Source organism: Bradyrhizobium sp. UFLA06-24 (assembly GCF_054967145.1).
In genome coordinates, this window is record NZ_JADFUE010000013.1 from 99,060 (window position 1) to 125,200 (window position 26,141).

Consider the following 26,141-nt stretch of genomic DNA (forward strand, 5'->3'; position numbering starts at 1 on the left):
AATGTCGAGTCCGTTCGAATCCTACGATGATCTCGAAGACGCCGACGAGCGGCTGCAGGCCGCCGACCCCGCCGAGCGCCGCGTCGCCATCATCGCGCTCGGCCATTCCGGCGACCCTGCTGCGGTCGCGCATCTCGCCAACATGGTCGCCGACCCCGATGCCGGCGTACGCCAGCAGGTCGCGATGGCGCTGGGCGAGTTCGACGGGGCGGAAGCCGCAAGCGCGCTGGTGAAGCTGCTGGTCGACCCAGAGAGAATCGTGGCTGCAGCCGCGGCCGACAGCATGGCCGAGTTCAAGGATCCCGCCTGCGCCGAAATCATCCTGCCGCTGGTCAAGCATGCCCACGCCTTCGTCCGCATGGGGGCGCTGCGGGCGCTGAAGGAATTGCGGTCCAAGGATACGCTGAAGCCGGCGCTCGAAGCGCTGCAGGATCCGGATGCCGCCGTGCGCGTGCAGGCGATCGGCGTCATCGGCTTCCTCAAGCTGGAGGAATCCATTCCCGCGCTGACCGCACTGATCAACGATCCCGATGCCCATGTGCGCCGTGCCGCGGTCAGCGCGCTGGCGTTCTCGCAGATGAAGCCCGCAGCCGAGACGATTACACGCGCGCTGAAGGACAGCGACTGGATGGTGCGGGAGATGGCCGCGGAAACGCTGGGCCTCAATGTCAACGGCATGATCGCGGCGGACCAGCTCATCGCATGCCTTGTCGACGAATTCTGGCAGGTGCGGCTGAAGGCGATCCGTAGCCTCGGCCGGATGAAAGTCGAGCGCGCGGTGCGCCCGATCGGCAATTGCATCAATCACGACCAGGCCAATTTGAGAAAAGAGGCGGCCGCAGCCCTCGGCGAGATCGCCCATCCCGACGGCGAGGCGTTCCTGGCCGTCATCGCCGACGATGCCGATCCGGATGTTCGCAAGAACGCGCGCTGGGCGTTGCAGCAGATCGCGGCGCGAAAGGCGCGGGCAGGGACATAGCACCAGCGCATCCTGCTGCTCTGGACTTCCCCCGCCAGACGTTTATTGGTCTTCGCCAACGGGATCGGCGGCTTGCGAAAGCGTCCGGTCCGAGAAACAGCGAGGACGCCGGCCATGACGACTTTGATGGTTAAAGACCTTCTCCCCGAGGATGGAACGAAGGGAACGCTGGTCGGTCGTGTCTGGCTGCCGCAGGCGAACGGTCCCGCCGTCGTTGCCGTACGCGCCGAGGGCGTGTTCGACGTCACTGCACAGTTTCCGACCGTCAGCGCGCTCTGCGAAGAGGACAATCCGGCCAAGGCGCTTAGTTCAGTCAAAGGCGAACGCATCGGCGATCTCGAAGCCATCCTCGCCAATACGGCGCCCGACGGGCGCGATCCGAACAAGCCCTGGCTACTCGCACCCGTCGATCTCCAGACCCTGAAGGCCGCCGGTGTCACTTTCGCGATCTCGATGCTGGAACGCGTCATCGAGGAGCGGGCCAAGGGCAATCCGGCCTCCGCCGAAGCGATCCGGAAAGAAGTCACGCGACTGATCGGCGACGATCTGTCAAAGCTCAAGCCGGGCTCGGACCAGGCGATGCACCTGAAGCAAGTGCTGATCGATCAGAACGCCTGGAGCCAGTATCTCGAGGTCGGGATCGGGCCCGACGCCGAAGTCTTTACCAAGGCGCCGACCATGTCTTCGGTCGGCACGGGCATGGATGCCGGGCTGCACCCCAAGTCAACCTGGAACAATCCCGAGCCGGAACTGGTGCTGTTCGTCTCGAGCCGCGGCAAGATCGTCGGCGGCGCGCTCGGCAATGACGTCAATTTGCGCGACTTCGAGGGCCGCTCGGCGCTGCTGCTGTCGAAGGCCAAGGACAACAACGCCTCCTGCGCGATCGGACCGCTGCTGCGGCTGTTCGACGACACGTTCACGCTCGACGACGCGCGCAAGCTCGACATCAGCCTTAACGTGAGGGGCACGGACGGCTTTGTGCTCGACGGCCACTCCTCGATCAGCAAGATCAGCCGTGATCCCACCGATCTCGTCGCGCAGACCATCGGCAAGATCCATCAATATCCTGATGGCTTTGTGCTGTTCCTCGGCACGATGTTCGCACCTGTCAAGGATCGCGATGCGCCGGGGCAGGGCTTCACTCACAAGCGCGATGACATCGTCACCATCGCCGCGCCTCAGCTCGGCAAGCTCGTCAACCGCATGCGCAGCAGCGACGAGTGCGAGCCCTGGACCTTCGGGATCGGTGCGCTGATGAAGAACCTCGCGCAGCGGAAGCTGATTTAGCTTCTTGGCTTCTCCGCGCGCTTCGTGTTCATGGCCGGGCGAAACACTCGTCCCGGCCATCCACGTTTTGCCCCAGTACCAAGAGTGTGGATGCCGGGACTTCGCCTCACCGAAAAGGTTTCGGCCGCGCAGGCGGGACAGGCCGGGCACGACGAACGCACGCGTTCGCGCCGGCGACCACCCGATAAATTCTCTTTCATCTTCGCGTTGCATCTATGGAACAAAATCGCGCACGGCGTGTAGTCTCGCCGCCTAGCGTGCAGGTCCCCATCATTCATCCAAATAGTCAAATAATATGACTATACGGAACCATTCTTCCGTGAAATAGTGCTATTCGCCGCCGAAGAGGCGGTCTGAGGGTGCCATGCTACCGATAGGTGCCCCGGATAACACCTTGGGAGACACGCCTGATGACCCCTAAAGCCCTTTTTGCGGCCAGCGCCACGGCCGCATTGCTGTTTGCGTTGCCGGTCAGTGCCGCCGAGCTCACCATCGGCTTTTCGCAGATTGGATCGGAATCCGGCTGGCGCGCCGCCGAGACCTCGGTCTCCAAGCAGGAGGCCGCCAAGCGCAAGGTCAACCTCAAGATCGCCGACGCGCAGCAGAAGCAGGAGAACCAGATCAAGGCGATCCGCTCCTTCATCGCGCAGAACGTCGACGCGATCTTCCTCGCGCCTGTGGTCTCGACCGGTTGGGATTCCGTGCTGAAGGAAGCCAAGGAAGCCAAGATTCCGGTCGTGCTGCTCGATCGCGATATCGATCCGTCGGGGAAGGACCTCTATCTTACCGCCGTCACGTCGGACAGCGTGCATGAAGGCGAAGTCGCCGGCGACTGGCTGGCCAAGACCGTCGGCGACAAGGCCTGCAACATCGTCGAATTGCAGGGCACGGTCGGCGCCAGCGTCGCCGCCAACCGCAAGAAGGGCTTTGACACGGCCATCGCCAAGCACGCCAATTTGAAGGTGGTGCGCAGCCAGACCGGCGACTTCACCCGCGCCAAGGGCAAGGAAGTGATGGAGAGCTTCATCAAGGCCGAAGGCGGCGGCAAGACGATCTGCGCGGTCTACGCCCACAACGACGACATGATGGTCGGTGCGATCCAGGCGATGAAGGAAGCCGGCCTCAAGCCGGGCAAGGACATCCTCACCGTTTCGATCGACGCGGTTCCGGATATCTTCAAGGCGATGGCCGCGGGCGAAGCCAATGCCACGGTGGAACTGACACCGAACATGGCGGGCCCGGCGCTCGATGCCATTGCCGCGTTCAAGGAGAAGGGCACCGTTCCGCCGAAGTGGATCCAGACCGAATCCAAGCTCTACACCGCCGCTGACGATCCGCAGAAGATCTACGACAGCAAGAAAGGCCTCGGTTACTGAAGCGGGCGCCTCGCCGGACCGCTTCCAGCGGTCCGGCGATCCACCTTCGAATCCGTTGCGCGAACGAATAGGCTGGGTGTCCGCAGCATGATGGGACCCCGGTGGGAGTGACGTCGTCATGGAGAACAGCCTTGATCCAGCTCCTTCCCTGTTGGAGGTGCGCGGGATCAGCAAGAGCTTCGGTGCGGTGCGCGCGTTGCAGGAAGTCGACTTCACGCTTCGCGCCGGCGAGATCCATGCGCTGCTCGGCGAGAACGGGGCCGGCAAATCCACGCTGATCAAGGTCGTCACCGGCGTGTTCCCGCGTGATGCCGGCGTTGTCAGGCTCGGTGGCGAGGAGGTCGCGCCTCGTTCGGCCAAGGCGGCACTCCAGGCCGGCATCGCAACGGTCTACCAGGAGGTCAATCTGCTGCCGAACCTGTCGGTGGCACAGAACCTGTTTCTCGATCGCCAGCCGATGCGCTTTGGTATCGTGCGCGAAGGCGAGATGCGTCGCCGCGCCAACGCGCTGCTCACGGGGTTCGGTCTCGATATCGATGTCGCCGCGCCGCTTGGCAATTATTCGGTGGCGATTCAGCACGTCACCGCGATCGCCCGCGCGGTGGATCTCTCCGCACGCGTGCTGATCCTGGACGAGCCGACCGCGAGCCTCGACCGTCACGAGGTCGAGATTCTGTTCGGCATCATGCGCCAGCTTGCCAAGCGCGGCATCGGCATCGTCTTCGTCAGCCATTTCCTCGACCAGGTCTACGAAATCTCCGACCGCATCACCGTCTTGCGCAACGGCCGCCTGGTCGGCGAGCGCGAGACCGCTTCACTGCCGCGGCTCGAACTGATCCGGATGATGCTCGGCCGCGAGCTGGCCGAGACCACCAGCGCGCGAGCCGCGGCGAGCGTGCCCAAGTCGCGCGAGGTCTGCGCCAGTTTCGAGAATTACGGCAAGGCCGGCTATGTCGCCCCGTTCAATCTCGAGCTCCGTCATGGCGAGGTCGTTGGCCTCGCTGGTCTGCTCGGCTCGGGCCGCACCGAGACGGCGCGGCTGGTGTTTGGCGCCGAGCGTGCCGATGGAGGGCAGGCGAGGGTGGAGGGTGCTTCCGTGCGGCTCCAGTCGCCGCGCGACGGCGTGCGCCACGGCTTTGGCTATTGTCCCGAGGAGCGCAAGACGGACGGCATCGTTGCCGAGCTCACCGTGCGCGAGAATATCGTGCTCGCGCTTCAGGCCAAGCGCGGCCTGCACAGGCCATTGTCCCGCCGCGAGCAGGACGAGCTTGCGGGCCGTTATGTCAAAATGCTCGATATCCGGCCGCCCGATCCCGAGCGCCCGGTCGGCCTGCTCTCCGGCGGTAACCAGCAGAAGGTGCTGCTGGCGCGCTGGCTTGCGACTGCGCCGCGGCTCCTCGTGCTGGATGAGCCCACGCGTGGCATCGACGTCGGCGCGCATTCCGAGATCATCCGCCTGATCCGCGAGCTCTGCGACGACGGGCTGGCGCTGCTCGTGATCTCCTCCGAGCTGGACGAGATCGTGACCTATTCCGATCGGGTGATCGTGCTGCGCGATCGCGCCCATGTCGAGGAGCTCGCCGGCGAGGCGATCGACGTCACCAACATTCTCGCGGCCATCGCCGCCGATGGCGCCGCGATGCAAGAGGCCCGGGCATGACAGCGCTGTTGCCGCGCCGCGGCCTTGCCCAGATTCTGGCCTTGATCGTTATCCTCGCGGTCGACCGCCTGGTGTCGCCGCAATTCTTCGACCTGCGCCTGCAGGACGGCCGGCTGTTCGGCAGCATGATCGACGTGCTCAACCGCGGCACGCCGGTGGCATTGCTCTCGCTTGGCATGGTGCTGGTGATCGCGACACGCGGTATCGATCTCTCCGTCGGCGCGGTGATGGCGATCTGCGGCGCGATCGCCGCAAGCCTCGCCGACAGCCACGGCCTGCCGGTGGTGCTGGCGGCGGCGCTTGGCGCTGGCCTCGTCTGCGGATTGTGGAACGGCTTTCTCGTCGCCGTGCTCGGCATGCAGCCGATCGTGGCGACGCTGATCCTGATGGTGGCGGGGCGCGGCATCGCTCAGCTCATCACCGAAGGGCGCATCGTGACCTTTACCTCGCCCGATCTGGTCTGGCTCGGCAACGGCGCCATTCTCGGCGTGCCGGTGCCGGTCGCGATTGCGCTCGGCATGCTGCTCCTGACGGGCGCAGTGGTGCGCGGCTCGGCCCTCGGGCTCCTGATCGAGGCAACCGGCGGCAATGCGCGGGCGAGCGAGCTGGCCGGTGTCGGCACGCGTGCGATGATCCTGGCAGTCTATGTCTGGTGCGGCGTCTGCGCTGCGCTCGCCGGTGTGATCGCCGCGGCCGATATCATGGGGGCGGATGCCAACAATGCCGGCCTCTGGCTCGAGCTCGATGCCATCCTCGCGGTGGTGATCGGCGGCACCTCGCTTTTTGGTGGTCGCTTCAGCCTTATCCTGGCCGTGCTCGGTGCGCTGATCATCCAGACCATGAATACCGGCATTTTGCTGTCTGGCTATCCGCCGGAGTTCAACCTGCTGGTCAAGGCTGTCGTTGTGCTGGCCGTGTTGCTGCTGCAATCGCCGAAACTATCCGGCTTTGCCGGCATCATGGCGCGTCTGCGGAGGACGAAACCGTGAAAGGCCTGCCGCCCGTCCTGATCACGGCCATCGTCCTCGTCGCGGGCTTTGCGGCATGCGCGGTGCAGTTTCCCAACATCGCTTCCACGCGCGTGGTGGGCAACCTCCTCACCGACAACGCTTTCCTCGGCATCGTCGCGACCGGCATGACCTTTGTCATCATCTCCGGCGGCATCGATCTGTCGGTCGGCTCGGTAATCGGCTTCACCACGGTGTTCGTCGCGCTCGCGATCGAGCGTTGGGGCGTGCCGCCGCTGGTGGCCTTCGTTGCCGTTCTCGTGCTCTCGGCAGCCTTTGGCGCTGCGATGGGCGCGATCATCCATATCTTCGATCTGCCACCGTTCATCGTGACGCTGGCTGGCATGTTCCTCGCGCGCGGCGCGGGCTTCCTGCTCTCGACGGAATCGGTGCCGATCACCGCGCCTGTTTATTCGACCGTGTCCGACTTCGCGTTACACATGCCTGGTGGCGGAAGGCTGACTGCGATCGCGATCATCATGCTCGCGATCGTGCTCGGCGGCGTCCTGCTGCTGCGTCTCACCCGGTTCGGCGCCAATGTCTATGCGCTTGGGGGCGGCCGGGCGACCGCAAGCCTGATGGGGGTCGCGGTCGGCGGGATGACCGTGAAGATCTACATGCTGTCGAGCCTGCTCGCGGGGCTCGCGGGCATCGTATTCTCCTTCTACACCAGCGCGGGCTATTCGCTCTCCGCCGTCGGCGTCGAGCTCGACAGTATCGCGGCCGTTGTGATCGGCGGAACGCTGCTCACGGGCGGGCAGGGTTCTGTGATCGGCACCTTCCTCGGCGTGCTGATCCAGGGCATGATCCAGACCTACATCAATTTCGATGGCACGCTGTCGAGCTGGTGGACCAAGATTGCGACCGGAATCCTGCTGTTCGCCTTCATCGCCTTGCAGCAAGGACTCGTCGTGCTGGCGCGCCGGCCGGCGGCGAAGCGTGCGGGAGCCGCCTCATGACTTCGCGCATCGTCGTCATCCCGACACGCCGGGCCCATTCCAACCACGCGGAAGTCGCCCGTTCGATCGGCGTCGACATCATCGCGGGCCGCTATGCCGAGGGGGCGCGGCTGCCGGGCGATGCCGAGCTGACCGCGATGTTCGGCGTCTCGCGGCCGGTCTTGCGTGAGAGCGTGAAGACGCTGGTCGCCAAAGGGCTGCTCACCACCAAGGCGCGGGTCGGCACCGTCGTGCGGGAGCGCGCCGCCTGGAATATGTTCGACGCCGATGTCCTGGCCTGGCATCTCGATGCCGGCATCGACAAACGCTTCCTCAACGATCTCGCGGAGATCCGCCTCGCCGTCGAGCCGCGAGCCGCGGCGCTCGCGGCGGCACAGCGGTCGGAGGAGGATGTCGCCGAGCTTCGCCGCAGCATGGAACGCATGCGGCTCGAAGCTTCCGATTCCGTCGGCTTTGCCGATGCCGATCTCGCGCTCCATGTTGCGGTAGCGCGGGCATCAGGTAATCTGTTCATGCGCTCGATCGGGCATGTGATCGAGGCCGCCTTGCGCGCCTCGTTCCTGCTCAGCGCCCCGGTCGAGCCGGAGGATCGCGACACCGTGCTGCTCTGGCATCAGAAGATCGTCGATGCGATCGCGGCCGGCGATGCCGGGACGGCGTCGGAGGCGATGGTCTACGTCATTCACAACGGCATGAGCCGCCACGAGGGCAGCGTGATCGAGACGGTCCCCGCCGAGCCGCTGCCGTCCGCGAAAAGTGGAGAGTAAAGCGTGACTGAATTACGCATCGCCATCGTCGGCTTCGGCAAGATCGCGCGCGACCAGCATGTCGGCGCGATCGCAGCCACATCGGGTGCGATGCTCGCCGCAATTGCCAGCCGCAACGCATCGCTGCCGGGCCTGCCGCATTTTGCAACGATCGAGGAGCTGCTGGAGAAGGGGCCGCCGATCGATGCGGTGTCGCTCTGCACGCCTCCGCAGGTGCGGCGGGAACAGGCTGCTGCTGCGCTTGCCGCGGGCAAGCACGTCATGCTGGAGAAGCCGCCCGGCATCGGTGTCGCCGAGCTCGATCCCCTGATCGCGATGGCGACGGAAGCAAAGCGCACCCTGTTTGCGACCTGGCATTCGCGCCATGCGCCCGCCGTCGAGCCCGCCCGCGAGTGGCTGGCTGTGCGCCGGATCAAGGCGGTGCACATCAACTGGAAGGAAGACGTCCGCGTCTGGCATCCCGGCCAGGCCTGGATATGGGAACCGGGCGGGCTCGGCGTGTTCGATCCCGGCATCAATGCGCTCTCGATCCTGACGCGCATCCTGCCAAAGCCGGTGTTCGTCACTGCGGCTGAGCTCGCCTTTCCGGCCAATTGCCAGTCGCCAATTGCTGCCAACCTGACCTTGACCGATATCGACGGCCTGCCGGTGACGGCCGAGTTCGACTTCCGCCAGACCGGACCGCAGAGCTGGGATATCGTTGCGGAAACGGATCAAGGCCGGATGACACTGTCGCGTGGCGGCAGGATCATGGAAATCGACGGCAAGGTTGTTGCCGAGGCGCCCGATCACGAATATCGCGAGCTGTACGGGCACTTCGTCAAGCTCGCCGCGACCGGCGAGCGCGATGTCGACCTGGCGCCGCTTCGTCTCGTTGCCGATGCTTTCCTGCTCGGCAAGCGCAACATCGTCGAACCGTTCGTGGATTAGGCATGGCCGGCGCAACAATAACAAAAGACGTCTTCGGAACGCTGCCTGACGGACGCGATGTCGAGCGCATCGTGCTGCGCGGGGAGGGCGGCTTTGAGGTCCGTATCATCACCCAAGGCGCGGTGATCCAGGCGCTGCTTGCGCCGGATGCCAAGGGCCGTTGCGATGACGTCGTGCTCGGCCATGACGCTTTTGCTGGCTATCTTGCCGAACGAAAGTTCTTTGGCGCGACCGTCGGCCGCTACGCCAACCGCATCGCCAACGGGCGGTTCTCGCTTGATGGCGAGACCTTCCAGCTTGCCGTCAACAATGGGCCGAATGCGCTGCATGGCGGCCTCGACGGTTTCGACCGCAAGCTTTGGGACGTTGCCGCGATCGATGACGGCGCCGACCCCGCGGTCACGCTGACCTACACGAGCCCGCATGGCGAGGAGAACTATCCCGGTAGGCTCGACGTGCGCCTGACCTATCGCGTCACTGGCCCGGCTGAGCTGTCGCTGAGGATGGAGGCGCGGACCGACCGGCCGACCATCGTCAACCTTACCAACCACAGCTTCTTCAATCTGGAAGGTGCGACGTCGGGCGCATCGACGCTCGATCACGAACTGATGGTTGGAGCTGAGCATTTCCTCGCCATTGATCCGACCGCCATTCCGCTGCCGGAGCCGCCGCGCAGCGTGGCCGGCACGCCATTCGACTTTCGCGAGCCTCGCGCCGTCGGTGCGCGCATCCGTGAGGGCGATCAGCAATTGCGCAACGGCAGGGGCTACGACCACACGTACTGTCTCGCGCGCGACGGCAAGCTGGCGCTCGCCGCCCGGCTGGAGGCGCCGCGCTCGGGCCGGATCATGGAGCTGTTCACCGACCAGCCCGGCCTTCAGGTTTATTCCGGCAACTATCTCGACGGTACGATCTCCGGCAAGGGTGGCAAGCTGATCCGGCAGTCGGACGCCATCTGCCTGGAGCCACACATCTGGCCGGACGCGCCGAACCGGCCGGACTTTCCGAGTCCGCGCCTCGATCCGGGCGGAATCTATCGCCATCACACCGTCTATCGCTTCGCAGTGAGGGCGCCATGATGGAAGAGGTGCCGACCTCCGTTCTCTCCGCCGAGCATTGTCACCTCGGTGAGGGGCCGACCTATGACGCGACCACGGACACCGCCTGGTGGTTCGACATTCGTGAAGGGCGCCTGTTCGAGGCGCATCTCGGCAGCGGCAGCATCCGCGTTCATGCGCTCGGCCGGATGGCGAGCGCGCTCGGGCGGATCGATGCCGGGCGCCAGCTCGTCGTCGCGGAAGATGGTTGTTACATCCGCACACTCGCCGATGGCGCCATGACGCTGTTCTGCCCGCTCGAGGCGGATAATCCCGCCACGCGCTCCAATGATTGCCGCGTGCATCAGTCCGGCACGTTCTGGATCGGCACCATGGGACGAAACGCCGAGCGAGCGCTTGGGGCGATCTATGCGCTCCACCGCGGCAAGATCTCGACGCTGTTTCCCGGCATCAGCATTCCCAACTCCATCTGCTTCTCACCGGATGGCGCGACAGGCTATTTCGCCGACACCGCCCGCGCCGTGCTCTATGCGGTCCCGCTCAATCCGGCCACCGGGCTGCCGCGCGGTGAGCCCGAGGTGTTGCTGCGCCACACCGGCATCGGCGGGCTCGACGGTTCGGTGTGCGATGCCGACGGGCGGATATGGAACGCCTGCTGGGGCGCCGGCCGGGTCGATGTCTACAGCCCGCAAGGCGAGCGCCTCCGCTCGCTGCGCGTGCCGGCCAAGCAGGCGAGTTGCCCGGCCTTCGTCGGGCAGGATCTGTCGCGCCTGCTCGTCACCTCTGCCTGGCAGGATATGGACGCCGAGGCGCGCGCGGCCGATCCGCAAGGAGGCTGCACCTTTCTGTTGGAGGCATCCGCACGTGGGCGTGCGGAGCCCGATGTCAAGCTCGCATAGGAGATCCGAAGCCGACCTCTACCTCTACCTCTGTACTCGACGAAACGAAGAAACAGTCTGACACCCAAAGGGAGTGAAGCATGTTGAAATTGAAGACGGCATTTCTTGCGATGGCGCTGGCCGGCGCCGCAACGATGGCCTCGGGCCTCAGCGTCTCGGCGCAGGAGAAACCAACCGTGGGCATCGCGATGCCGACGAAATCCTCGGCGCGCTGGATCGACGACGGCAATAACATGGTCAAGGTGCTCAAGGAGCGCGGCTACAACACCGACCTGCAATATGCCGAGGACGACATTCCGAACCAGCTCTCGCAGGTCGAGAACATGGTGACAAAGGGCGCCAAAGTGCTGGTGATCGCCGCGATCGACGGCACCACGTTGTCCGACGTGCTCAAGCAGGCCAAGTCGAAGGGCGCCACCGTGATCGCCTATGACCGCCTGATCCGCGGCACGCCGAACGTCGACTACTACGCGACCTTCGACAATTTCCAGGTCGGCGTGCTACAGGCGCAGTCAATCGAAAAGGGCCTTGGGCTCAAGGAGGGCAAGGGTCCCTTCAACATCGAGCTGTTCGGCGGCTCGCCCGACGACAACAACGCCTACTTCTTCTACAACGGCGCGATGAGCGTGCTGAAGCCCTACATCGACAGCGGCAAGCTCGTGGTCGCTTCGGGCCAGATGGGCATGGACAAGGTCGCGACCTTGCGCTGGGACGGCGCCACCGCGCAGTCCCGCATGGACAACTTGCTCAGCGCCTACTACGGCAACAAGAAGATCAATGCCGTGCTGTCGCCCTATGACGGCATCTCGATCGGCATCATCTCTTCGCTGAAGGGCGTCGGTTACGGCAGCGCCGACCAGCCGATGCCGATCATCTCCGGCCAGGATGCCGAGGTTCCCTCGATCAAGGCGATGTTGCGCGGCGATCAGTACTCGACCATCTTCAAGGACACCCGCGATCTTGCCAAGGTGACCGCCGACATGGTCGATGCGGCGCTCGCGGGCAAGCAGGTCGCGGTCAACGATACCAAGACCTATGAGAACGGAGTCAAGACCGTGCCGTCCTACCTCCTGAAGCCGGTCGTGGTGTACAAGGACAATTGGGAGAAGGTCCTTGTCGACAGCGGCTACTATAAGAAGTCGCAGTTCCAATAAGGCTCTCTCTATCCTCCTCCTCTCCCCGTTCTCGCGGGGAGAGGGTCGGGGCGAGGGGGCTCGCCACACGAGTAACAAAGGACGTAACGACGATGACGGCCATGCTGGAGATGCGCAATGTCAGCAAGAGCTTTGCTGGCGTGCAGGCGTTGCGCGACGTCAACTTCTCGGTCGAGGCCGGCCAGATTCACGCCCTCGTCGGCGAGAACGGTGCCGGCAAGTCGACCTTGATGAAGGTGCTGAGCGGCGTCTACCCCGCAGGCAGCTATGAGGGTACCATCGTCTTCGAGGGCGAGGAGCGCCGCTTCCGCGACATCAACGATTCCGAGGCGCTCGGCATCATCATCATCCACCAGGAGCTGGCGCTGATCCCGCTGATGTCGATCGCGGAAAACATCTTCCTGTCGCATCCGCCGTCGAAGTTCGGCGTGATCGATCGCGACGAGGTTTACCGCCGCACCCGAGAGCTGCTCCGGCAGGTCGGCCTGAAGGAATCGCCCGACACCCTGATTACCGACCTCGGGGTCGGCAAGCAGCAGCTGGTCGAGATCGCCAAGGCGCTGTCCAAGCGGGTGCGGATGCTGATCCTGGACGAGCCAACCGCGAGCCTGAACGAGGCCGACAGCGCCGCCTTGCTGGAGCGCCTGATGGCATTCCGCGAGCAGGGCATCGGCTCGATCCTGATCTCGCACAAGCTCAACGAGGTCGCGAAGGTCGCCGACCACATTACGGTGCTGCGCGATGGCCGGACCGTCGACGGCATCGACTGCCGCGCCGAGCCGATCCAGGAAGACCGCATCATCCGCAGCATGGTCAACCGTGATCTCGCCCATCGTTTTCCGGAACGCAGCGCGAAGATCGGCGAGCCGGTGATGGAGGTTTCGAACTGGTCGGTCTATCACCCCATCCATCCCGAGCGGCAGGTGATCAAGAACGTCAATTTCGGCGTGAGGCGCGGCGAGGTCGTCGGCATCGCGGGGCTCATGGGCGCCGGCCGTACCGAATTTGCCATGAGCCTGTTCGGGCGCTCCTGGGGTACCAATATCAGCGGCCGTATCGCCCTCGAGGGCCGTGACATCGTTCTGCCAAGCGTCGCTGCCGCCATCGACGCCGGGCTTGCCTATGTCACCGAGGACCGCAAGCAGCTTGGCCTGATCCTGGCCGACGACGTCCGCAAGAACATTACGCTGGCAAGCCTCGACCAGGTCGCGCCGGGGCGGGTGATCGACGACATCGCCGAGCTGAAGATCGCCAGCGACTACCGCAACCGGATGCGCATCCGCTGCTCCGACGTCTACCAGGAGGCCGGCCAGCTCTCCGGCGGGAACCAGCAAAAGGTCGTGCTATCGAAATGGCTGATGACCGATCCCAAGGTCCTGATCCTAGACGAGCCCACAAGGGGCATCGATGTCGGTGCCAAATACGAGATTTACTGTATCATCAACGAGCTGGCAGAAGCCGGGCGCGGCGTCGTGGTGATCTCCTCGGAGATGCCCGAACTGCTCGGCATCTGCGACCGCATCTGCGTCATGAACGACGGGGCCTTCGTGGGTGAGTTCCCGGGCGCGGAGGCGACACAGGAAAAGATCATGCGCGCCATCATGCGCAACGAACGAAGCAATGGAAACGGCGCGGTCGAGGCCGCGGAGATGGGAGGATCGCAGCCATGACCGACAAGACGGTGTCGCTGCCCGAGGAGCGCCGTCACGGCAGCTTCATCAAGAACAATCTGCGCAACTACGGCATGCTGATGTCGCTGATCGCGATCATGCTGTTCTTCCAGGTCATGACCGGCGGCACCCTGCTGCAGCCGCTCAACCTGACCAACCTGGTGCTCCAGAACAGCTACATCGTCATCATGGCGCTGGGCATGCTGCTGGTGATCGTCACCGGCCACATCGACCTGTCGGTCGGCTCGGTCGCCGGCTTCGTCGGCGCGGTCGCGGCTCTTCTCATGGTGACCTACAAGGTCGACTACACGCTCGCCTTCATCGCCTGCCTCGTGGTCGGCGCAGCCATCGGCGCCGCGCAGGGCTATTGGGTCGCCTATTTCAAGATCCCGTCCTTCATCGTGACGCTGGCCGGCATGCTGGTGTTCAAGGGCCTGGCACTTGCGGTGCTGCAGGGCCAGTCGCTCGGTCCATTCCCGTCGACGTTCCAGAAGCTGTCGTCGGGCTTCATTCCGGAGCTGTTGCCCGAATCCGGTACGCTGCATCCCACCTCCATGCTGATCGGCGCGCTGCTGGCATTGGGGCTGGTCTACGCCAGCGCCAAGGGCCGCGCGCGTGAGGTGGCGCACGGCATCGAGGTGGAGCCCTATGCGTTCTTTCTCGGCAAGAGCGTCGTGCTCGCCTGTGCCGTGCTGTATTTCACCTATCTGATCGCGACCTATCGCGGCCTGCCCAACGTGCTGGTGATCATGAGCGCCCTGATTGCGCTCTATGGCTTCGTTACCCGCCGCACGGTGGTTGGCCGGCAGATCTATGCCGTCGGCGGCAACGCCAAGGCGGCCGGCCTATCGGGTATCAAGACCGAGCGGCTGACCTTCTTCACCTTCGTCAACATGGGGGTGCTCGCCGCGCTCGCGGGTCTCGTCTTCGCCGCGCGCCTCAACACCGCGACGCCGAAGGCGGGCCTTGGCTTCGAGCTCGACGTCATCGCCGCCTGTTTCATCGGCGGTGCCTCCGCTTATGGCGGCGTCGGTCGCGTCGGCGGCGCCGTGGTCGGCGCCATGATCATGGGTGTGATGAACAACGGCATGTCCATCCTCGGCATCGGCATCGATTATCAGCAGGTCATCAAGGGCTTGGTGCTGCTCGGGGCAGTGTGCATCGACGTGTATAATCAGCGGCGGTAGCCGAATTGGCAGGGCTATCGGGTGAGCAAAGGCGCAACGCGCCGTGCCCACCGTCACCCAATCGAGAGAAGTGGTGAGCACGCTTCGCTTTGCCCACCGTACGGCAGCTTTACTGCGTCGTAAACAAGACCACCGCGATGGCGACGGAAAGGCTGACCGCCGAGACCGTCGCAACGGTCGATAGCACACCCATCCGCCGCAGCGCGATGGCGAAGACGATGATGATCGGCGTCGCCGTCATCAGCCCGAGTTGTGCTTCACTCATGTGATCATCAGCCGTTGTCTGGAAGCGATTATATCGGCCCACGATATGGCGGAGGAACCCGCAAAACGTTGCGTTAGCGCAAATGCTGTTCCGGCTGGTCGCACTATTTGTGCGGCGACAAAGTCGGAACTGCAGCGGGAGGTATCCGGGCGCCGGCTTTGATGTGGGAATCAGATGTCGGCGACAGGCTACGAACAACAGGAAACCGGCTGGGGTATTCTCGAAGATCTTCCCGGCGATCCCATGATCTGGGTGCTGATCTTCAGCGAGCTCGTCGCCTTCGGCCTGTTCCTCGGCGCCTTCGTGGTCGCCCGGGCCGTCCATCCCACGGTGTTTGCGGCGGGGCAGGCCACGCTCGATTCGCATCTCGCCGGACTCAACACCCTCGTTCTGGTGACCAGCGGCTGGGCCGCCGCGCGCGGCACGGCCGCCGCGCGTGCCGCCCGCAGGTGGACTGCGCGCAGCTGGTTGTTCGGAGCCATGGCGCTCGGCACCCTCTTTATCGGGATCAAGCTGTTCGAATATGCCGGTGAGATCGCGCTGGGAAACGGTCTGGAGACCAGTCCGTTCTTCACGCTGTATTTCCTCCTCACCGGCTTTCATCTCCTGCATGTCGGCCTCGGCATCGTGATTCTGGCCGTGGTTTCCCGCAGCGCCAGCGTGACCGGCGTGGAGACGGGGGCCGCCTTCTGGCACATGGTCGATCTCTTGTGGATCGTCATGTTCCCGATCATCTATCTGGTGCAGCAGTGATTCCGGATCGCATCGACATCACCTGGATCATGCTGATCGGTCTTGCGCTCGCGACCCTTCTGATTCCACCTCTCATCGCACGTCCGCTGCTCGGCAATGCTCTTCTACTGGCCTTCGCCGGGCTCAAGGGTCGTCGTCTCGTGCTCGATTTCCTCGATCTTCGCGCAGCCCCGCCGCTGTGGCGCGGTCTCGTCAGCGCCTGGGTCCTCGTCGTCGTGCTGTTCGCCTGGCTCGCATCCGCGATCGTCGCCCTGGTCTGACGGCAGCGCTCCGCATCGCCGCTATCCTTGCGCTTCGACAAAGAGCGACCCGCGCCGATCGGCAACAAATCACACGACCGCATTTCTTCAAGTCTCAAACGGAAAGGATCGGCAATGGCTGAACGCCTGACCAAGTCGGCCGCTCGAAACATCTTCTACGGCGGCTCGGCCTTCTTCTTCGCCATCTTCATCGGACTGACCGCGCATAGCCATTACTACATGGCCACGACCTCCACGGACGCGGCGACGCTGACCGCCTCGGTCGCGCGCGGCAAGCATGTCTGGGAACGCAATTCCTGCATCAATTGTCACACGCTGCTGGGTGAGGGCGCTTATTTTGCTCCGGAAGTCGGCAACGTCTGGGATCGTTGGGGCGGCAAGGAGGATCCGGCCGCTGCACGCGAGACGCTGAAGGCCTGGATGCAGTCGCAGCCCTCGGGCGCGCCGGGTCGGCGGCAGATGCCGCAGTTCAACCTCACCGACCAGGAGCTCAACGATCTCGCCGACTTCCTGCAATGGACCTCGACAATCAAGCGTCAGAACTGGCCGCCGAACCAGGCCGGCTGAGTGCGCTGCTTTCTTCTTTCAAGACAGAGAGAACCCGAGATGAAATATCAGACCCAGAAAGTCGCGATGCTGTATTTCTACGGCGCGCTGACCTTGTTCATGGCCCAGGTGCTGTTCGGCCTGCTCGCCGGGACCATCTACGTCCTGCCCAACACGTTGTCGGTGCTGCTGCCGTTCAACATCGTCAGGATGATCCATACCAACGCGCTGATCGTGTGGTCGCTGATCGGCTTCATGGGCGCGACTTACTATCTGCTGCCGGAGGAGACCGAGACAGAGCTGTACAGCCCGCTGCTCGCGAAAATCCAGTTCTGGATGTTTTTCGGCGCCGCGGGCGTAGCCGTGGTCGGCTATCTCTTCCACTTCCACGAGGGTCGCGAATTCCTCGAGCAGCCGTTCCCGATCAAGGTCGGCATCGTCGTCGTCTGCCTGATGTTCCTGTTCAACGTGACCATGACGGCATTGAAGGGACGTAAGACCACGGTCACCAACATCCTGCTGTTCGGCCTGTGGGGCGTTGCGATCTTCTTCCTGTTCGCGTTCTACAACCCGGCGAATTTGGCGGTCGACAAGATGTACTGGTGGTACGTCGTCCATCTCTGGGTCGAAGGGGTCTGGGAGCTGATCATGGCCTCCGTGCTCGCCTATCTGATGATCAAGCTGAATGGCATCGATCGCGAGGTCGTGGAGAAGTGGCTCTATGTCATCATCGGCCTTGCGCTGTTCTCCGGCATCCTCGGCACCGGCCACCACTTCTACTGGATCGGCGCCCCCGGCTACTGGCAGTGGATCGGCTCGCTGTTCTCCACGCTCGAGGTCGCGCCGTTCTTCACCATGGTGATCTTCACCGTGCAGATGACCTGGAAGGCCGGCCGCAAGCATCCGAACCGTGCTGCGCTGCTATGGTCGGTCGGCTGTTCGGTGATGGCGTTCCTGGGAGCCGGCGTCTGGGGCTTCCTGCACACGCTGTCGTCGGTGAACTACTACACGCATGGCACACAGGTGACCGCCGCGCACGGGCATCTCGCCTTCTTCGGCGCCTATGTGATGCTGAATCTGTCGGTCATGGCCTACGCGATCCCGCAGATCAAGGGACGCGCGCCGTATAACCAGTGGCTGTCCATGACGAGCTTCTGGATCATGTGCACGGCCATGATGGTGATGACCTTCGCGCTGACCTTCGCCGGCGTGGTCCAGGTCCATCTGCAGCGCGTGCTCGGCCAGAGCTACATGGACGTGCAGGATCAGCTCGCGATGTTCTACTGGGTTCGGCTCGGCTCCGGTGTGTTCGTCGTCATCTCGGCGCTGATGTTCGTCTGGGCGGTCCTGGTGCCCGGCCGCGAGAAGCAGGCGATCATTCCGGCTGCGCTGCAGCCGGCTGAGTAAACGAGAAATGGCGGCCGCTGTTCGCCGCGGCCGCCTGTTTCCTAGGGCATGATCCGGAAAAGTGCGCAGCGGTTTTCCGAAAAGATCATGCTCAAACAACAAGCCAAAGCGCGATGACGATTCATTCAAATCTCATCGCGCTTTAGAAAGTCTGGAGAGACATCATGAAACCCGCCCTCCACACCGTGACCTCGGCACCCGCGCTCCCGGCCTATGTCGCAAGCGGCAACGAATGCGCGCTGTTCGAGCATGCCTGGCGGAATCAGCTTCCGGTGCTGCTGAAGGGTCCGACCGGCTGCGGCAAGACGCGCTTCGTCGCGCATATGGCGGCGCGGCTCGGCTTGCCGCTCCACACCGTCGCCTGCCATGACGATCTCACCGCCGCCGATCTCACTGGCCGCTATCTCTTGCGGGGCGGTGACACGGTGTGGACCGACGGCCCGCTGACGCGCGCGGTGCGCGAGGGCGGCATCTGCTATCTCGACGAAGTCGTCGAAGCGCGCAAGGACGTCACGGTTGTGCTGCATCCGCTGACCGACGACCGGCGCATCCTGCCGCTGGAGCGCACCGGCGAGGAGCTCGCCGCACCCAAGAGCTTCATGCTCGTCGTCTCCTACAATCCCGGCTACCAGACCCTGCTCAAGGCGCTGAAGCCATCGACGCGGCAGCGCTTCGTCGCCGTCGAGTTCGGCTTTCTGCCGGCCGAGCAGGAGATTGCGGTGGTGTCGGCCGAGAGCGGATTGCCGCTGGATCGCGTGCGGCCCTTGGTAATGTTGGCCGGCCGGCTGCGTGCGCTCAAGGGCCACGATCTGGAGGAGGGGGTCTCGACCCGTCTCGTCGTCTATTGCGCGACCCTGATCGCCGCGGGCACGCCGCTCGCCGACGCGGTGCTTGCCGGCATGATCGAGCCATTGACCGATGACGCCGACGTCAAGGCGGCGCTGCTGGATGTCGCCCGCGCCGTGATCGGGTGACCCATGTTCGACTTCCTCGAACTGGAGGAAACCGTCGGCCGAGCCTGGCATCGGATGGTCGGTGGCACCGCGAGCTATCCGGTCCACGATGATCATGCAGTTTCGCTCACCGATGTGAAGGGGCGGATTGCGGTGATGTTCCGGGCGCTCGGTGGCGAGACGGGCGTACAGATCGCGAGCGCAGGCGCACGCAGGTCGGGCCACCGGCTGGGTTGGCGGCAGCGCATCGGCCTCGGGGACGAGCGACTTGAACAGCCGGGCCGCGACGCCGCAACCATCTTTCTGCCCGATCGCATCGCGATCTTCCCAAACCGCGCGCTCAATGCGGCGCTCTATCGCTGGCTCGCGGCATGGTTTGCCGCCGCGCCGGTCGAGGCGATCGTGGAGCACGATCCGCTGCGGCGGGATCTTCTGGTGCTGCGCCGGGCGAGCGAGACGGCGGTCTGGGTACTCACGCAATTTCCCGGGCTCGTCGCTGATTATGCGCAGCTGGCCGCGGCGACCGCCGAGGCCAGACCGAAACGTCCCTTGCCGCGCGTCGAGCAGGAGGTCGAGCAGATCGTCCTGGCCCTGCTCGGAGCTGGGAAGGCACCCGCAGGGCCGCTGTGGCCGGCGATGATGGGAACCAGCCCGCTACCGGAGAAGGCGCCGCCGGGCTATTGTTCGATCCTGCCATGTCCGCTCTGGGGCGATTGCTGGACGCGCGAACTCTCGCCCGTTCATTCCAGAGACGATGAGTGTGCGGCGGATTCGGACGTTGCGGCCCAGGACGATCGCAAGCGCTTTGCCGTGCGCGAACGCGAGGACGGCGCCAGCCACCGCGATCCTTTCGTGCTCAACCGCTTCGAAAAGATCCTGGCCATGGCGGAGATGGTCAATGTCGACCGCCCCGACGACGACAGCGACGACGAGGACGCGCAGAAGGCCGCAGATGATCTCGAGGAGATCACGCTCAGCCGCCGCAGCGGCAAGCCGGCGAGCCGCTTCAAATTTGATCTCGACCTGCCGCCGGAAGCGCTCGATGCCTCGCGATTGAACGCGGATCTGACCTATCCCGAATGGGATTATCGCAGCGGATCCTATCTACCCGATCATTGCCGCGTGCTCGTGCGAGCGGCCTCCGAGCAGGGGGAGAGCTGGGTGCCCGACGATGCCGTGCGCCGACACATCCGCCATGTGCGCCGTCGCTTCGAGGTGCTGCGGCCGCGTCATGAATTGATGCGCGCCCAGGCCGACGGACATGATCTCGATCTCGACGCACTCGTGCGCGCGCGATGCGACCTGCGAGCCGGCAGCAGCAATGGCGGGATGGATCGCATCCACATGGCGATGCGGCCGCAAGGCCATGATCTTGCCGTCATGCTGCTTGTCGATGTCTCGCTCTCGACTGATGCCTGGGTGGACGGCTATCGCGTGCTCGACGTCGAGAAGGAGGCGCTGCTCGTGCTTGCTCACGGGCTTTCGGCTTGCGGGGATCACCACAGCATCCTGACCTTCACTTCGCGCCGGCGCTCCTGGGTGCGGCTCGAGACCGTCAAGGCGTTCGGCGAGCCGATGAGCGGGACGGTGGAGCGCCGTATCGGCGCGCTGAAGCCCGGCTATTACACCCGGATCGGTGCCGCGGTGCGCCATGCCGCGGCCGAGCTCGCCCGTCAGCCGCAGCGCAAGAAGCTGCTGCTCGTCCTCACCGACGGCAAGCCGAATGACGTCGATCATTACGAGGGGCGCTTTGCGCTCGAGGACACCCGCAAATCGGTGCAGGAAGCGCGCCGGCTCGGAATTGCCGCATTCGGCGTGACGGTCGATGCCACCGCGCAATCCTACTTCCCGACGCTGTTTGGCCGCGGCGGCTACGCCATCGTCGGCAACATCAAGCGGCTGCCGGCCGCGCTGCCGTCGATCTATCGGCAGGTGGCCCATTGAACGGCGGCTGCGGTGTCGTGTTCTTTAGTGGGCTATTGCCCAGCATTTGGGTATATGATCGAATGGCGGGATGGACCTGAGCCGGCCAAAACCCGATCTGATCATCTTCGATTGCGACGGTGTGCTCGTCGACAGCGAGCTGCTCAGTTGTCGCTGCCTGTCCGAAGTGCTGACGGAATTCGGCATCTCGCTGAGCCTGGAGCAGGCGCTTCAGCTGTTCCTCGGACGCAGCACCAAGGCGATCGAGCAGCATTACCGCGATCTCGGCCAGATCGTGCCGGACGGCTTTCTGCCGCGCCTGAAGGCCCGCGTACAGACGACGTTCGCAAGCTCGCTCAGGCCAATTCCCGATGTTGCTGCCGTGGTATCGGAGTTAACCATGCCATTCTGCGTGGCATCGTCGAGCGACCTCGACCGTGTCTTGCTCTCGCTCGACGTCACCGGCCTTGCCTCGCATTTCGGCGACCGGCTCTACACCGCGCAGATGGTCCAGTACGGCAAGCCGGCGCCGGATCTCTTTCTCTACGCGGCTGAGAAGATGGGCGTGCAACCGTCGCGCACGCTGGTAATCGAGGACAGCGCCAGCGGCGTGCAGGCTGCCAAGGCAGCAGGGATGATGGTCTGGGGATTTGTCGGCGGAGGCCATTATCTCAGCCGCGACGGCCGCGCTATATTGTCCGCCGCCGGAGCCGATCGGGTCTTCGCGCGGATGAGCGATTTCTGGGAGGCGTGAGCCGGCATGGCCGTCGAGAACGAAAAATCGAGGCTCGACGATGCCGCCCGCGCCGGCTGGCTCTATTTTATTGCCGGCCACACCCAGGACGAGATCGCCAAGATGCTCCAGGTGTCGCGCGCCTCAGCGCAGCGGCTGGTGTCGCTGTGCCTTGCGGAGCGTCTCATCACTTTCCGGCTCGAGCACCCGATCGCCGCCTGCATGGAACTGGCGGCGCAGCTGAGAGAGAGGTTTGATCTCCGCCATTGCGAGGTGGTGCCTACAGATCCTGCGGCCCCGCAGGCCACCGCCGGCATCGCCGAGCGTTGCGCCAATCTGCTCGATGCGACGCTGCGCTCGGAAACGCCTGTGATCGTCGCGCTCGGCACTGGGCGGGCGGTGCGCGCCGCGGTCGAGCGCGTCACGCCGATCGATCGCCCCAACCATCAGATCGTCTCGCTGGTCGGTAACATTTCTGCCGACGGCTCGGCGAGCTTTTACGACACCGTGGGCCGGCTCGCCGATCGCACCGGCGCACGGCACTATCCGATGCCGCTGCCGTTTTTGATGTCGTCGGAGGACGAGCGCAACAAGATGGTACGGATCGAGCCGATCGCCAAGGTCAAGGCCGTGGCGGCCAAGGCCGATCTGCGCCTCGTCGGCATCGGACAGATGGACCAGAAAGCGCAGATCCATGTCGACGGCTTCGTCACGCGCGATGAACTGTTCGAGATGATGCGCCAGGGCGCCATCGGCGAGATCACCGGCTGGGCCTATGATTCCAAGGGTCGCCTGCTCAAGGGCGGCGCCAACAAGCGCCTCACCAGCATTCCGCCCGAGGTGCCGGCGAAGACCACGACCATCGGCGCCGCAATCGGCCCGGCCAAGGTGCCGGCGATCGCGGCGGCACTGAACGGGCGGCTGATCAACGGCCTGATCACCGACGAGGCCACCGCAAGGGCGATCCTGGAGCGGTAGGGCAAGTTCGTGCTGCCGAGACGTGGCGTTTGGCCCGCTTCTCCATCGTCGTGGCCGGGCTTGACCCCATCCACGTCTCTCCAGCGGCGCGAAGAACGTGGATGCCCGGGACAAGCCCGGGCATGACGACTTCTCCTGACGGGCACCTCTCGTCACTCCCGCATCGCAGCACTCATAAGTTGCCGAAACGTCCGCGCGCCTGCTTGACTTCTGGCGTGGCCCGGTCGAACATACGCCCAACGCGTGGGCATATGCTCAAAAGCGCGAGCTAGGGAGGTCACCGTGAAACACGTTCTGGGCGCCGTCTGCGGCGCGTCCGTACTGCTTGCCGTCCCCGCGATGGCCGAAACGACCCTGACGATCGCGACCGTCAACAACGGCGACATGATCCGCATGCAGGGGCTGACCGGCGAATTCACCAAGGCGAACCCGGACATTTCCGTGAAATGGGTTACGCTGGAGGAGAACGTGCTGCGCCAGCGCGTCACCACCGACATCGCCACCAAGGGCGGCCAGTTCGACGTGCTGACCATCGGCACCTATGAAGTGCCGATTTGGGCCAAGAAGGGCTGGCTGGTGCCGCTCGCCAATCTCGGCGCCGACTATGACGTCGCCGACCTCCTGCCGAAGATCAGGGATGCCGTCTCCGTCGACGGCAAGCTGTACGCCGCGCCGTTCTACGGCGAGAGCTCGATGGTGATGTACCGCACCGACCTGTTCGATAAGGCTGGCTTGAAGATGCCGGAAAAGCCCACCTGGGATTTCGTTGTCGACGCTGCCAAGAAGCTGACCGACAAGAACGGCGGCGTCTACGGCATCTGCCTGCGCGGCAAGGCCGGCTGGGGCGAGAACATGGCGTTCCTCACCGCCATGTCCAATTCCTACGGCGCACGGTGGTTCGACGAGAAGTGGGAGCCGCAGTTCAACACGCCGGAATGGAAGACGACGCTCACGACCTACGTCAATTTGATGAAGGAGGCCGGCCCTCCGGGCGCGAGCTCGAACGGCTTCAACGAGAACCTCGCCCTGTTCAATGCCGGCAAATGCGCGATGTGGATCGATGCGACAGTCGCGGCGTCCTTCGTCACCAACCCGAAGGATTCCAAGGTCGCCGACAAGGTCGGCTTTGCGCTTGCGCCGAACACCGGGCTCGGCAAGAACGCCAACTGGCTGTGGGCCTGGAATCTCGCGATCCCCGCCGGCTCGAAGAAGACCGAAGCGGCCGAGAAGTTCATCGCCTGGGCGACCAGCAAGGACTACACCAAGCTTGTCGCTTCGAAGGAGGGGTGGTCCAACGTGCCGCCGGGCACACGCACGTCGCTCTACACGAATCCTGAGTACCTGAAGGCCGCGCCCTTCGCCAAGATGACTCTCGCCTCGATCGATGCCGCCGATCCGAACAAGCCGACGGTGAAGCCGGTGCCTTATGTCGGCGTGCAATATGCCGCCATCCCCGAGTTCCAGGGCATTGGCACCCAGGTTGGGCAGCAATTCTCCGCCGCGCTTGCGGGATCGATGACGGTCGATGCGGCGCTCGCGGCGGCACAATCCGCCACGGAGCGCGAGATGAAGCGCGCCGGCTACATCAAATGAACCCGAGCTCTCCCTGAGCTCAAACTTGCGGCCATCCTCTCATCTGGATGGATGGCCGCCTTCTTCCTCCAAGCGGAGAGCGAGAGGATGGCAACCCGGCAAACGCAATTCCTTGCGCGGTCGCTGCTGACCCCGGCCGTCGGGCTGCTGTTCATCTGGATGATCGTCCCGCTCGTACTGACGATCTACTTCTCGACGCTGCATTACAGCCTGCTCGATCCCGGCTCGGAATCGTTCGTCGGGCTGGAAAACTTCAGCTATTTCCTGACAGACCCAGCTTTCCTTGCCTCGCTGCAGAACACGCTGGTGCTGGTCGGCTCGGTGCTGGCGCTGACGATCCTGCTCGGCATTCCCCTGGCGCTGTTGCTGGATCAACCCGTGGTAGGGCGCAACTTCGTGCGGCTGATGGTGATCGCGCCGTTTTTCGTGATGCCGACGGTGAGCGCGCTGGTCTGGAAGAACCTCTTGATGCACCCGGTGTCCGGCCTGTTCGCCTGGCTCGCCAAGCTGGCCGGGCTGACGCCGGTCGACTGGTTCAACGACGTGCCGCTGTTCTCGGTGATCCTGATCGTGGCCTGGCAATGGCTGCCGTTCGCGACGCTGATCCTGCTCACCGCACTGCAATCGCTCGACGAGGAGCAGAAGGAGGCAGCCGAGATGGATGGAGCGAGCGCGGTCTCGACCTTCATCTACATTACGCTGCCGCATCTGGCTCGCCCGATCACGGTGGTGATCCTGATTGAGACGATCTTCCTGCTGACGGTGTTCGCCGAGATCTTCGTCACCACCGGCGGCGGGCCGGGCCTGCAAACCACCAACATCGCGTTCCTGATCTATTCGCAGGCGCTGATCCAGTTCGACGTCGGCAGCGCCTCGGCGGGCGGCCTCGTCGCCGTGGTCATCGCCAACGTGGTGGCTTTCTTCCTCGTCCGCATCGTCGGCCGCAACCTGGAAGCCTGACATCATGGCGCGCAAGTCAACGACGCAGCGGGTGGTGATCTCGACGATCGGGGCCTGGTTCTTCGGCTTCCTGATCTTCTTCCCGATCCTATGGATGGTGCTGGCGAGCTTCAAGACCGAGCTCGAGGCTTTCGCCATTCCGCCGTCCTTCCTGTTCTTCCACTGGACCACTGAGAACTATGCCACGGTGCAGGAGCGCAGCGACTATTTCCTCCATGCCATGAACTCGATCATCATCGCGGGCGGTTCGACGTTGATCGCGCTCCTGATCGCGATCCCGGCGGCCTGGTCCATGGCGTTCTCGCCGACCAAGCGCACCAAGGACATCCTGCTCTGGATGCTCTCGACCAAGATGATGCCGCCGGTCGGCGTGCTGGTGCCGATCTACCTGATCTACAAGAGCTTCGGCCTGCTTGATTCCCGTATCGGCCTCGTCTTCATCCTCTGCCTCGGCAATTTGCCGATCGTAATCTGGATGCTGTTCACCTATTTCAAGGAGATCCCGCGCGACATCCTCGAAGCCGCGCGCATGGACGGCGCTACGATCGGCCGCGAGCTCGTCTATGTGCTGACGCCGATGGCGATCCCCGGGCTGGCGTCGACCTTGCTGCTCAATCTGATCCTGGCCTGGAACGAGGCGTTCTGGACGCTCAACCTGTCGACCTCGAACGCAGCGCCGCTCACCACGTTCATCGCCTCCTATTCGAGCCCGGAAGGGCTGTTCTGGGCCAAGCTGTCGGCAGCTTCGACGCTGGCGATCGCGCCCATTCTCGTCCTCGGTTGGTTCAGCCAGAAGCAGCTCGTGCGCGGGCTTACCTTCGGCGCGGTGAAGTAAAG

General features: G+C 64.2%; 25 protein-coding genes. 24 read left to right on the top strand and 1 reads right to left on the bottom strand.

Annotated elements, in window-relative coordinates; translation table 11 throughout:
- Window position 1 precedes the first annotated feature (1 nt).
- From IF809_RS13675 to mmsB, 13 genes are all read left to right on the top strand, one after another.
- A complete protein-coding gene (locus tag IF809_RS13675; RefSeq protein ID WP_462837820.1) occupies window positions 2-979 on the top strand; it encodes a HEAT repeat domain-containing protein in 978 nt (325 codons plus the stop codon).
- Between the two features lie 114 nt (window positions 980-1,093).
- Window positions 1,094-2,266 (top strand): fumarylacetoacetate hydrolase family protein, encoded by a 1,173-nt coding sequence (locus IF809_RS13680; RefSeq protein WP_462837821.1) that lies wholly within the window; start codon window positions 1,094-1,096, stop codon window positions 2,264-2,266.
- A gap of 410 nt (window positions 2,267-2,676) precedes the next feature.
- Window positions 2,677-3,642: a galactofuranose ABC transporter, galactofuranose-binding protein YtfQ gene (gene ytfQ, locus IF809_RS13685; protein ID WP_128967216.1), complete on the top strand. Its 966-nt coding sequence runs from the start codon at window positions 2,677-2,679 to the stop codon at window positions 3,640-3,642.
- 118 nt (window positions 3,643-3,760) lie between these two features.
- A complete protein-coding gene (locus IF809_RS13690; RefSeq protein WP_128967215.1) occupies window positions 3,761-5,302 on the top strand; it encodes a sugar ABC transporter ATP-binding protein in 1,542 nt (513 codons plus the stop codon).
- Window positions 5,299-6,291: an ABC transporter permease gene (locus tag IF809_RS13695; protein ID WP_128967214.1), complete on the top strand. Its 993-nt coding sequence runs from the start codon at window positions 5,299-5,301 to the stop codon at window positions 6,289-6,291. The genes IF809_RS13690 and IF809_RS13695 overlap by 4 nt, the downstream gene beginning before the upstream one ends.
- Entirely contained in the window at window positions 6,288-7,268 is a 981-nt protein-coding gene (yjfF, locus tag IF809_RS13700) for a galactofuranose ABC transporter, permease protein YjfF (RefSeq protein ID WP_453979572.1), read from the top strand. The genes IF809_RS13695 and yjfF overlap by 4 nt, the downstream gene beginning before the upstream one ends.
- The gene (locus IF809_RS13705) at window positions 7,265-8,035 is read left to right on the top strand and encodes a FadR/GntR family transcriptional regulator (RefSeq protein ID WP_453979571.1); all 771 of its coding nucleotides are present in this window, start codon (window positions 7,265-7,267) and stop codon (window positions 8,033-8,035) included. The genes yjfF and IF809_RS13705 overlap by 4 nt, the downstream gene beginning before the upstream one ends.
- A 3-nt stretch (window positions 8,036-8,038) precedes the next feature.
- On the top strand, window positions 8,039-8,965 hold the full coding sequence (locus IF809_RS13710) for a Gfo/Idh/MocA family protein (protein ID WP_462837822.1): 927 nt from the start codon (window positions 8,039-8,041) through the stop codon (window positions 8,963-8,965).
- Window positions 8,966-8,967: 2 nt separating this feature from the next.
- A complete protein-coding gene (locus tag IF809_RS13715) occupies window positions 8,968-10,044 on the top strand; it encodes an aldose epimerase family protein (protein WP_462837823.1) in 1,077 nt (358 codons plus the stop codon).
- Window positions 10,044-10,922 (top strand): SMP-30/gluconolactonase/LRE family protein, encoded by an 879-nt coding sequence (locus IF809_RS13720; RefSeq protein WP_462837847.1) that lies wholly within the window; start codon window positions 10,044-10,046, stop codon window positions 10,920-10,922. The genes IF809_RS13715 and IF809_RS13720 overlap by 1 nt, the downstream gene beginning before the upstream one ends.
- A gap of 80 nt (window positions 10,923-11,002) precedes the next feature.
- Window positions 11,003-12,076 (top strand): multiple monosaccharide ABC transporter substrate-binding protein, encoded by a 1,074-nt coding sequence (chvE, locus tag IF809_RS13725; RefSeq protein WP_462837824.1) that lies wholly within the window; start codon window positions 11,003-11,005, stop codon window positions 12,074-12,076.
- Between the two features lie 92 nt (window positions 12,077-12,168).
- Window positions 12,169-13,746, top strand: a complete 1,578-nt coding sequence (mmsA, locus tag IF809_RS13730; RefSeq protein WP_462837825.1) for a multiple monosaccharide ABC transporter ATP-binding protein — start codon at window positions 12,169-12,171, stop codon at window positions 13,744-13,746.
- On the top strand, window positions 13,743-14,933 hold the full coding sequence (mmsB, locus tag IF809_RS13735; protein ID WP_128967206.1) for a multiple monosaccharide ABC transporter permease: 1,191 nt from the start codon (window positions 13,743-13,745) through the stop codon (window positions 14,931-14,933). The genes mmsA and mmsB overlap by 4 nt, the downstream gene beginning before the upstream one ends.
- A 109-nt stretch (window positions 14,934-15,042) precedes the next feature.
- On the opposite strand, the gene IF809_RS13740 is transcribed toward mmsB, so the two are convergent.
- Window positions 15,043-15,198: a hypothetical protein gene (locus IF809_RS13740; protein ID WP_164938775.1), complete on the bottom strand. Its 156-nt coding sequence runs from the start codon at window positions 15,196-15,198 to the stop codon at window positions 15,043-15,045.
- 174 nt (window positions 15,199-15,372) lie between these two features.
- Between IF809_RS13740 and IF809_RS13745 the strand changes: the two genes are divergently transcribed.
- The 11 genes from IF809_RS13745 (at window position 15,373) to IF809_RS13795 (ending at window position 26,139) form a co-directional block, all read left to right on the top strand.
- Window positions 15,373-15,951, top strand: a complete 579-nt coding sequence (locus IF809_RS13745) for a cytochrome c oxidase subunit 3 (RefSeq protein ID WP_462837826.1) — start codon at window positions 15,373-15,375, stop codon at window positions 15,949-15,951.
- On the top strand, window positions 15,951-16,211 hold the full coding sequence (locus tag IF809_RS13750) for a cytochrome C oxidase subunit IV family protein (protein ID WP_453983694.1): 261 nt from the start codon (window positions 15,951-15,953) through the stop codon (window positions 16,209-16,211). Before IF809_RS13745 ends, IF809_RS13750 begins: the two co-directional genes overlap by 1 nt.
- A gap of 114 nt (window positions 16,212-16,325) precedes the next feature.
- Window positions 16,326-16,778: a c-type cytochrome gene (locus IF809_RS13755; RefSeq protein ID WP_128967203.1), complete on the top strand. Its 453-nt coding sequence runs from the start codon at window positions 16,326-16,328 to the stop codon at window positions 16,776-16,778.
- 39 nt (window positions 16,779-16,817) lie between these two features.
- Window positions 16,818-18,164 carry a cbb3-type cytochrome c oxidase subunit I gene (locus tag IF809_RS13760; RefSeq protein WP_271614391.1) on the top strand — a complete coding sequence of 449 codons (1,347 nt, stop codon included), beginning with the start codon at window positions 16,818-16,820 and terminating at the stop codon, window positions 18,162-18,164.
- A gap of 164 nt (window positions 18,165-18,328) precedes the next feature.
- Window positions 18,329-19,138: an AAA family ATPase gene (locus tag IF809_RS13765; protein WP_462837827.1), complete on the top strand. Its 810-nt coding sequence runs from the start codon at window positions 18,329-18,331 to the stop codon at window positions 19,136-19,138.
- A gap of 3 nt (window positions 19,139-19,141) precedes the next feature.
- Window positions 19,142-21,061: a nitric oxide reductase activation protein NorD gene (locus IF809_RS13770; RefSeq protein ID WP_462837828.1), complete on the top strand. Its 1,920-nt coding sequence runs from the start codon at window positions 19,142-19,144 to the stop codon at window positions 21,059-21,061.
- A gap of 70 nt (window positions 21,062-21,131) precedes the next feature.
- The gene (locus IF809_RS13775; RefSeq protein WP_462837829.1) at window positions 21,132-21,794 is read left to right on the top strand and encodes an HAD family hydrolase; all 663 of its coding nucleotides are present in this window, start codon (window positions 21,132-21,134) and stop codon (window positions 21,792-21,794) included.
- Between the two features lie 6 nt (window positions 21,795-21,800).
- Window positions 21,801-22,751 carry a sugar-binding transcriptional regulator gene (locus IF809_RS13780; RefSeq protein WP_453979559.1) on the top strand — a complete coding sequence of 317 codons (951 nt, stop codon included), beginning with the start codon at window positions 21,801-21,803 and terminating at the stop codon, window positions 22,749-22,751.
- A 282-nt stretch (window positions 22,752-23,033) separates the two neighbouring features.
- On the top strand, window positions 23,034-24,344 hold the full coding sequence (locus tag IF809_RS13785; RefSeq protein WP_128967197.1) for an ABC transporter substrate-binding protein: 1,311 nt from the start codon (window positions 23,034-23,036) through the stop codon (window positions 24,342-24,344).
- 87 nt (window positions 24,345-24,431) lie between these two features.
- Complete coding sequence (locus tag IF809_RS13790; RefSeq protein ID WP_462837830.1) at window positions 24,432-25,304, top strand: carbohydrate ABC transporter permease; 873 nt, start codon at window positions 24,432-24,434, stop codon at window positions 25,302-25,304.
- Between the two features lie 4 nt (window positions 25,305-25,308).
- Complete coding sequence (locus IF809_RS13795; protein ID WP_128967195.1) at window positions 25,309-26,139, top strand: carbohydrate ABC transporter permease; 831 nt, start codon at window positions 25,309-25,311, stop codon at window positions 26,137-26,139.
- The last annotated feature ends 2 nt before the right edge of the window (window positions 26,140-26,141 follow it).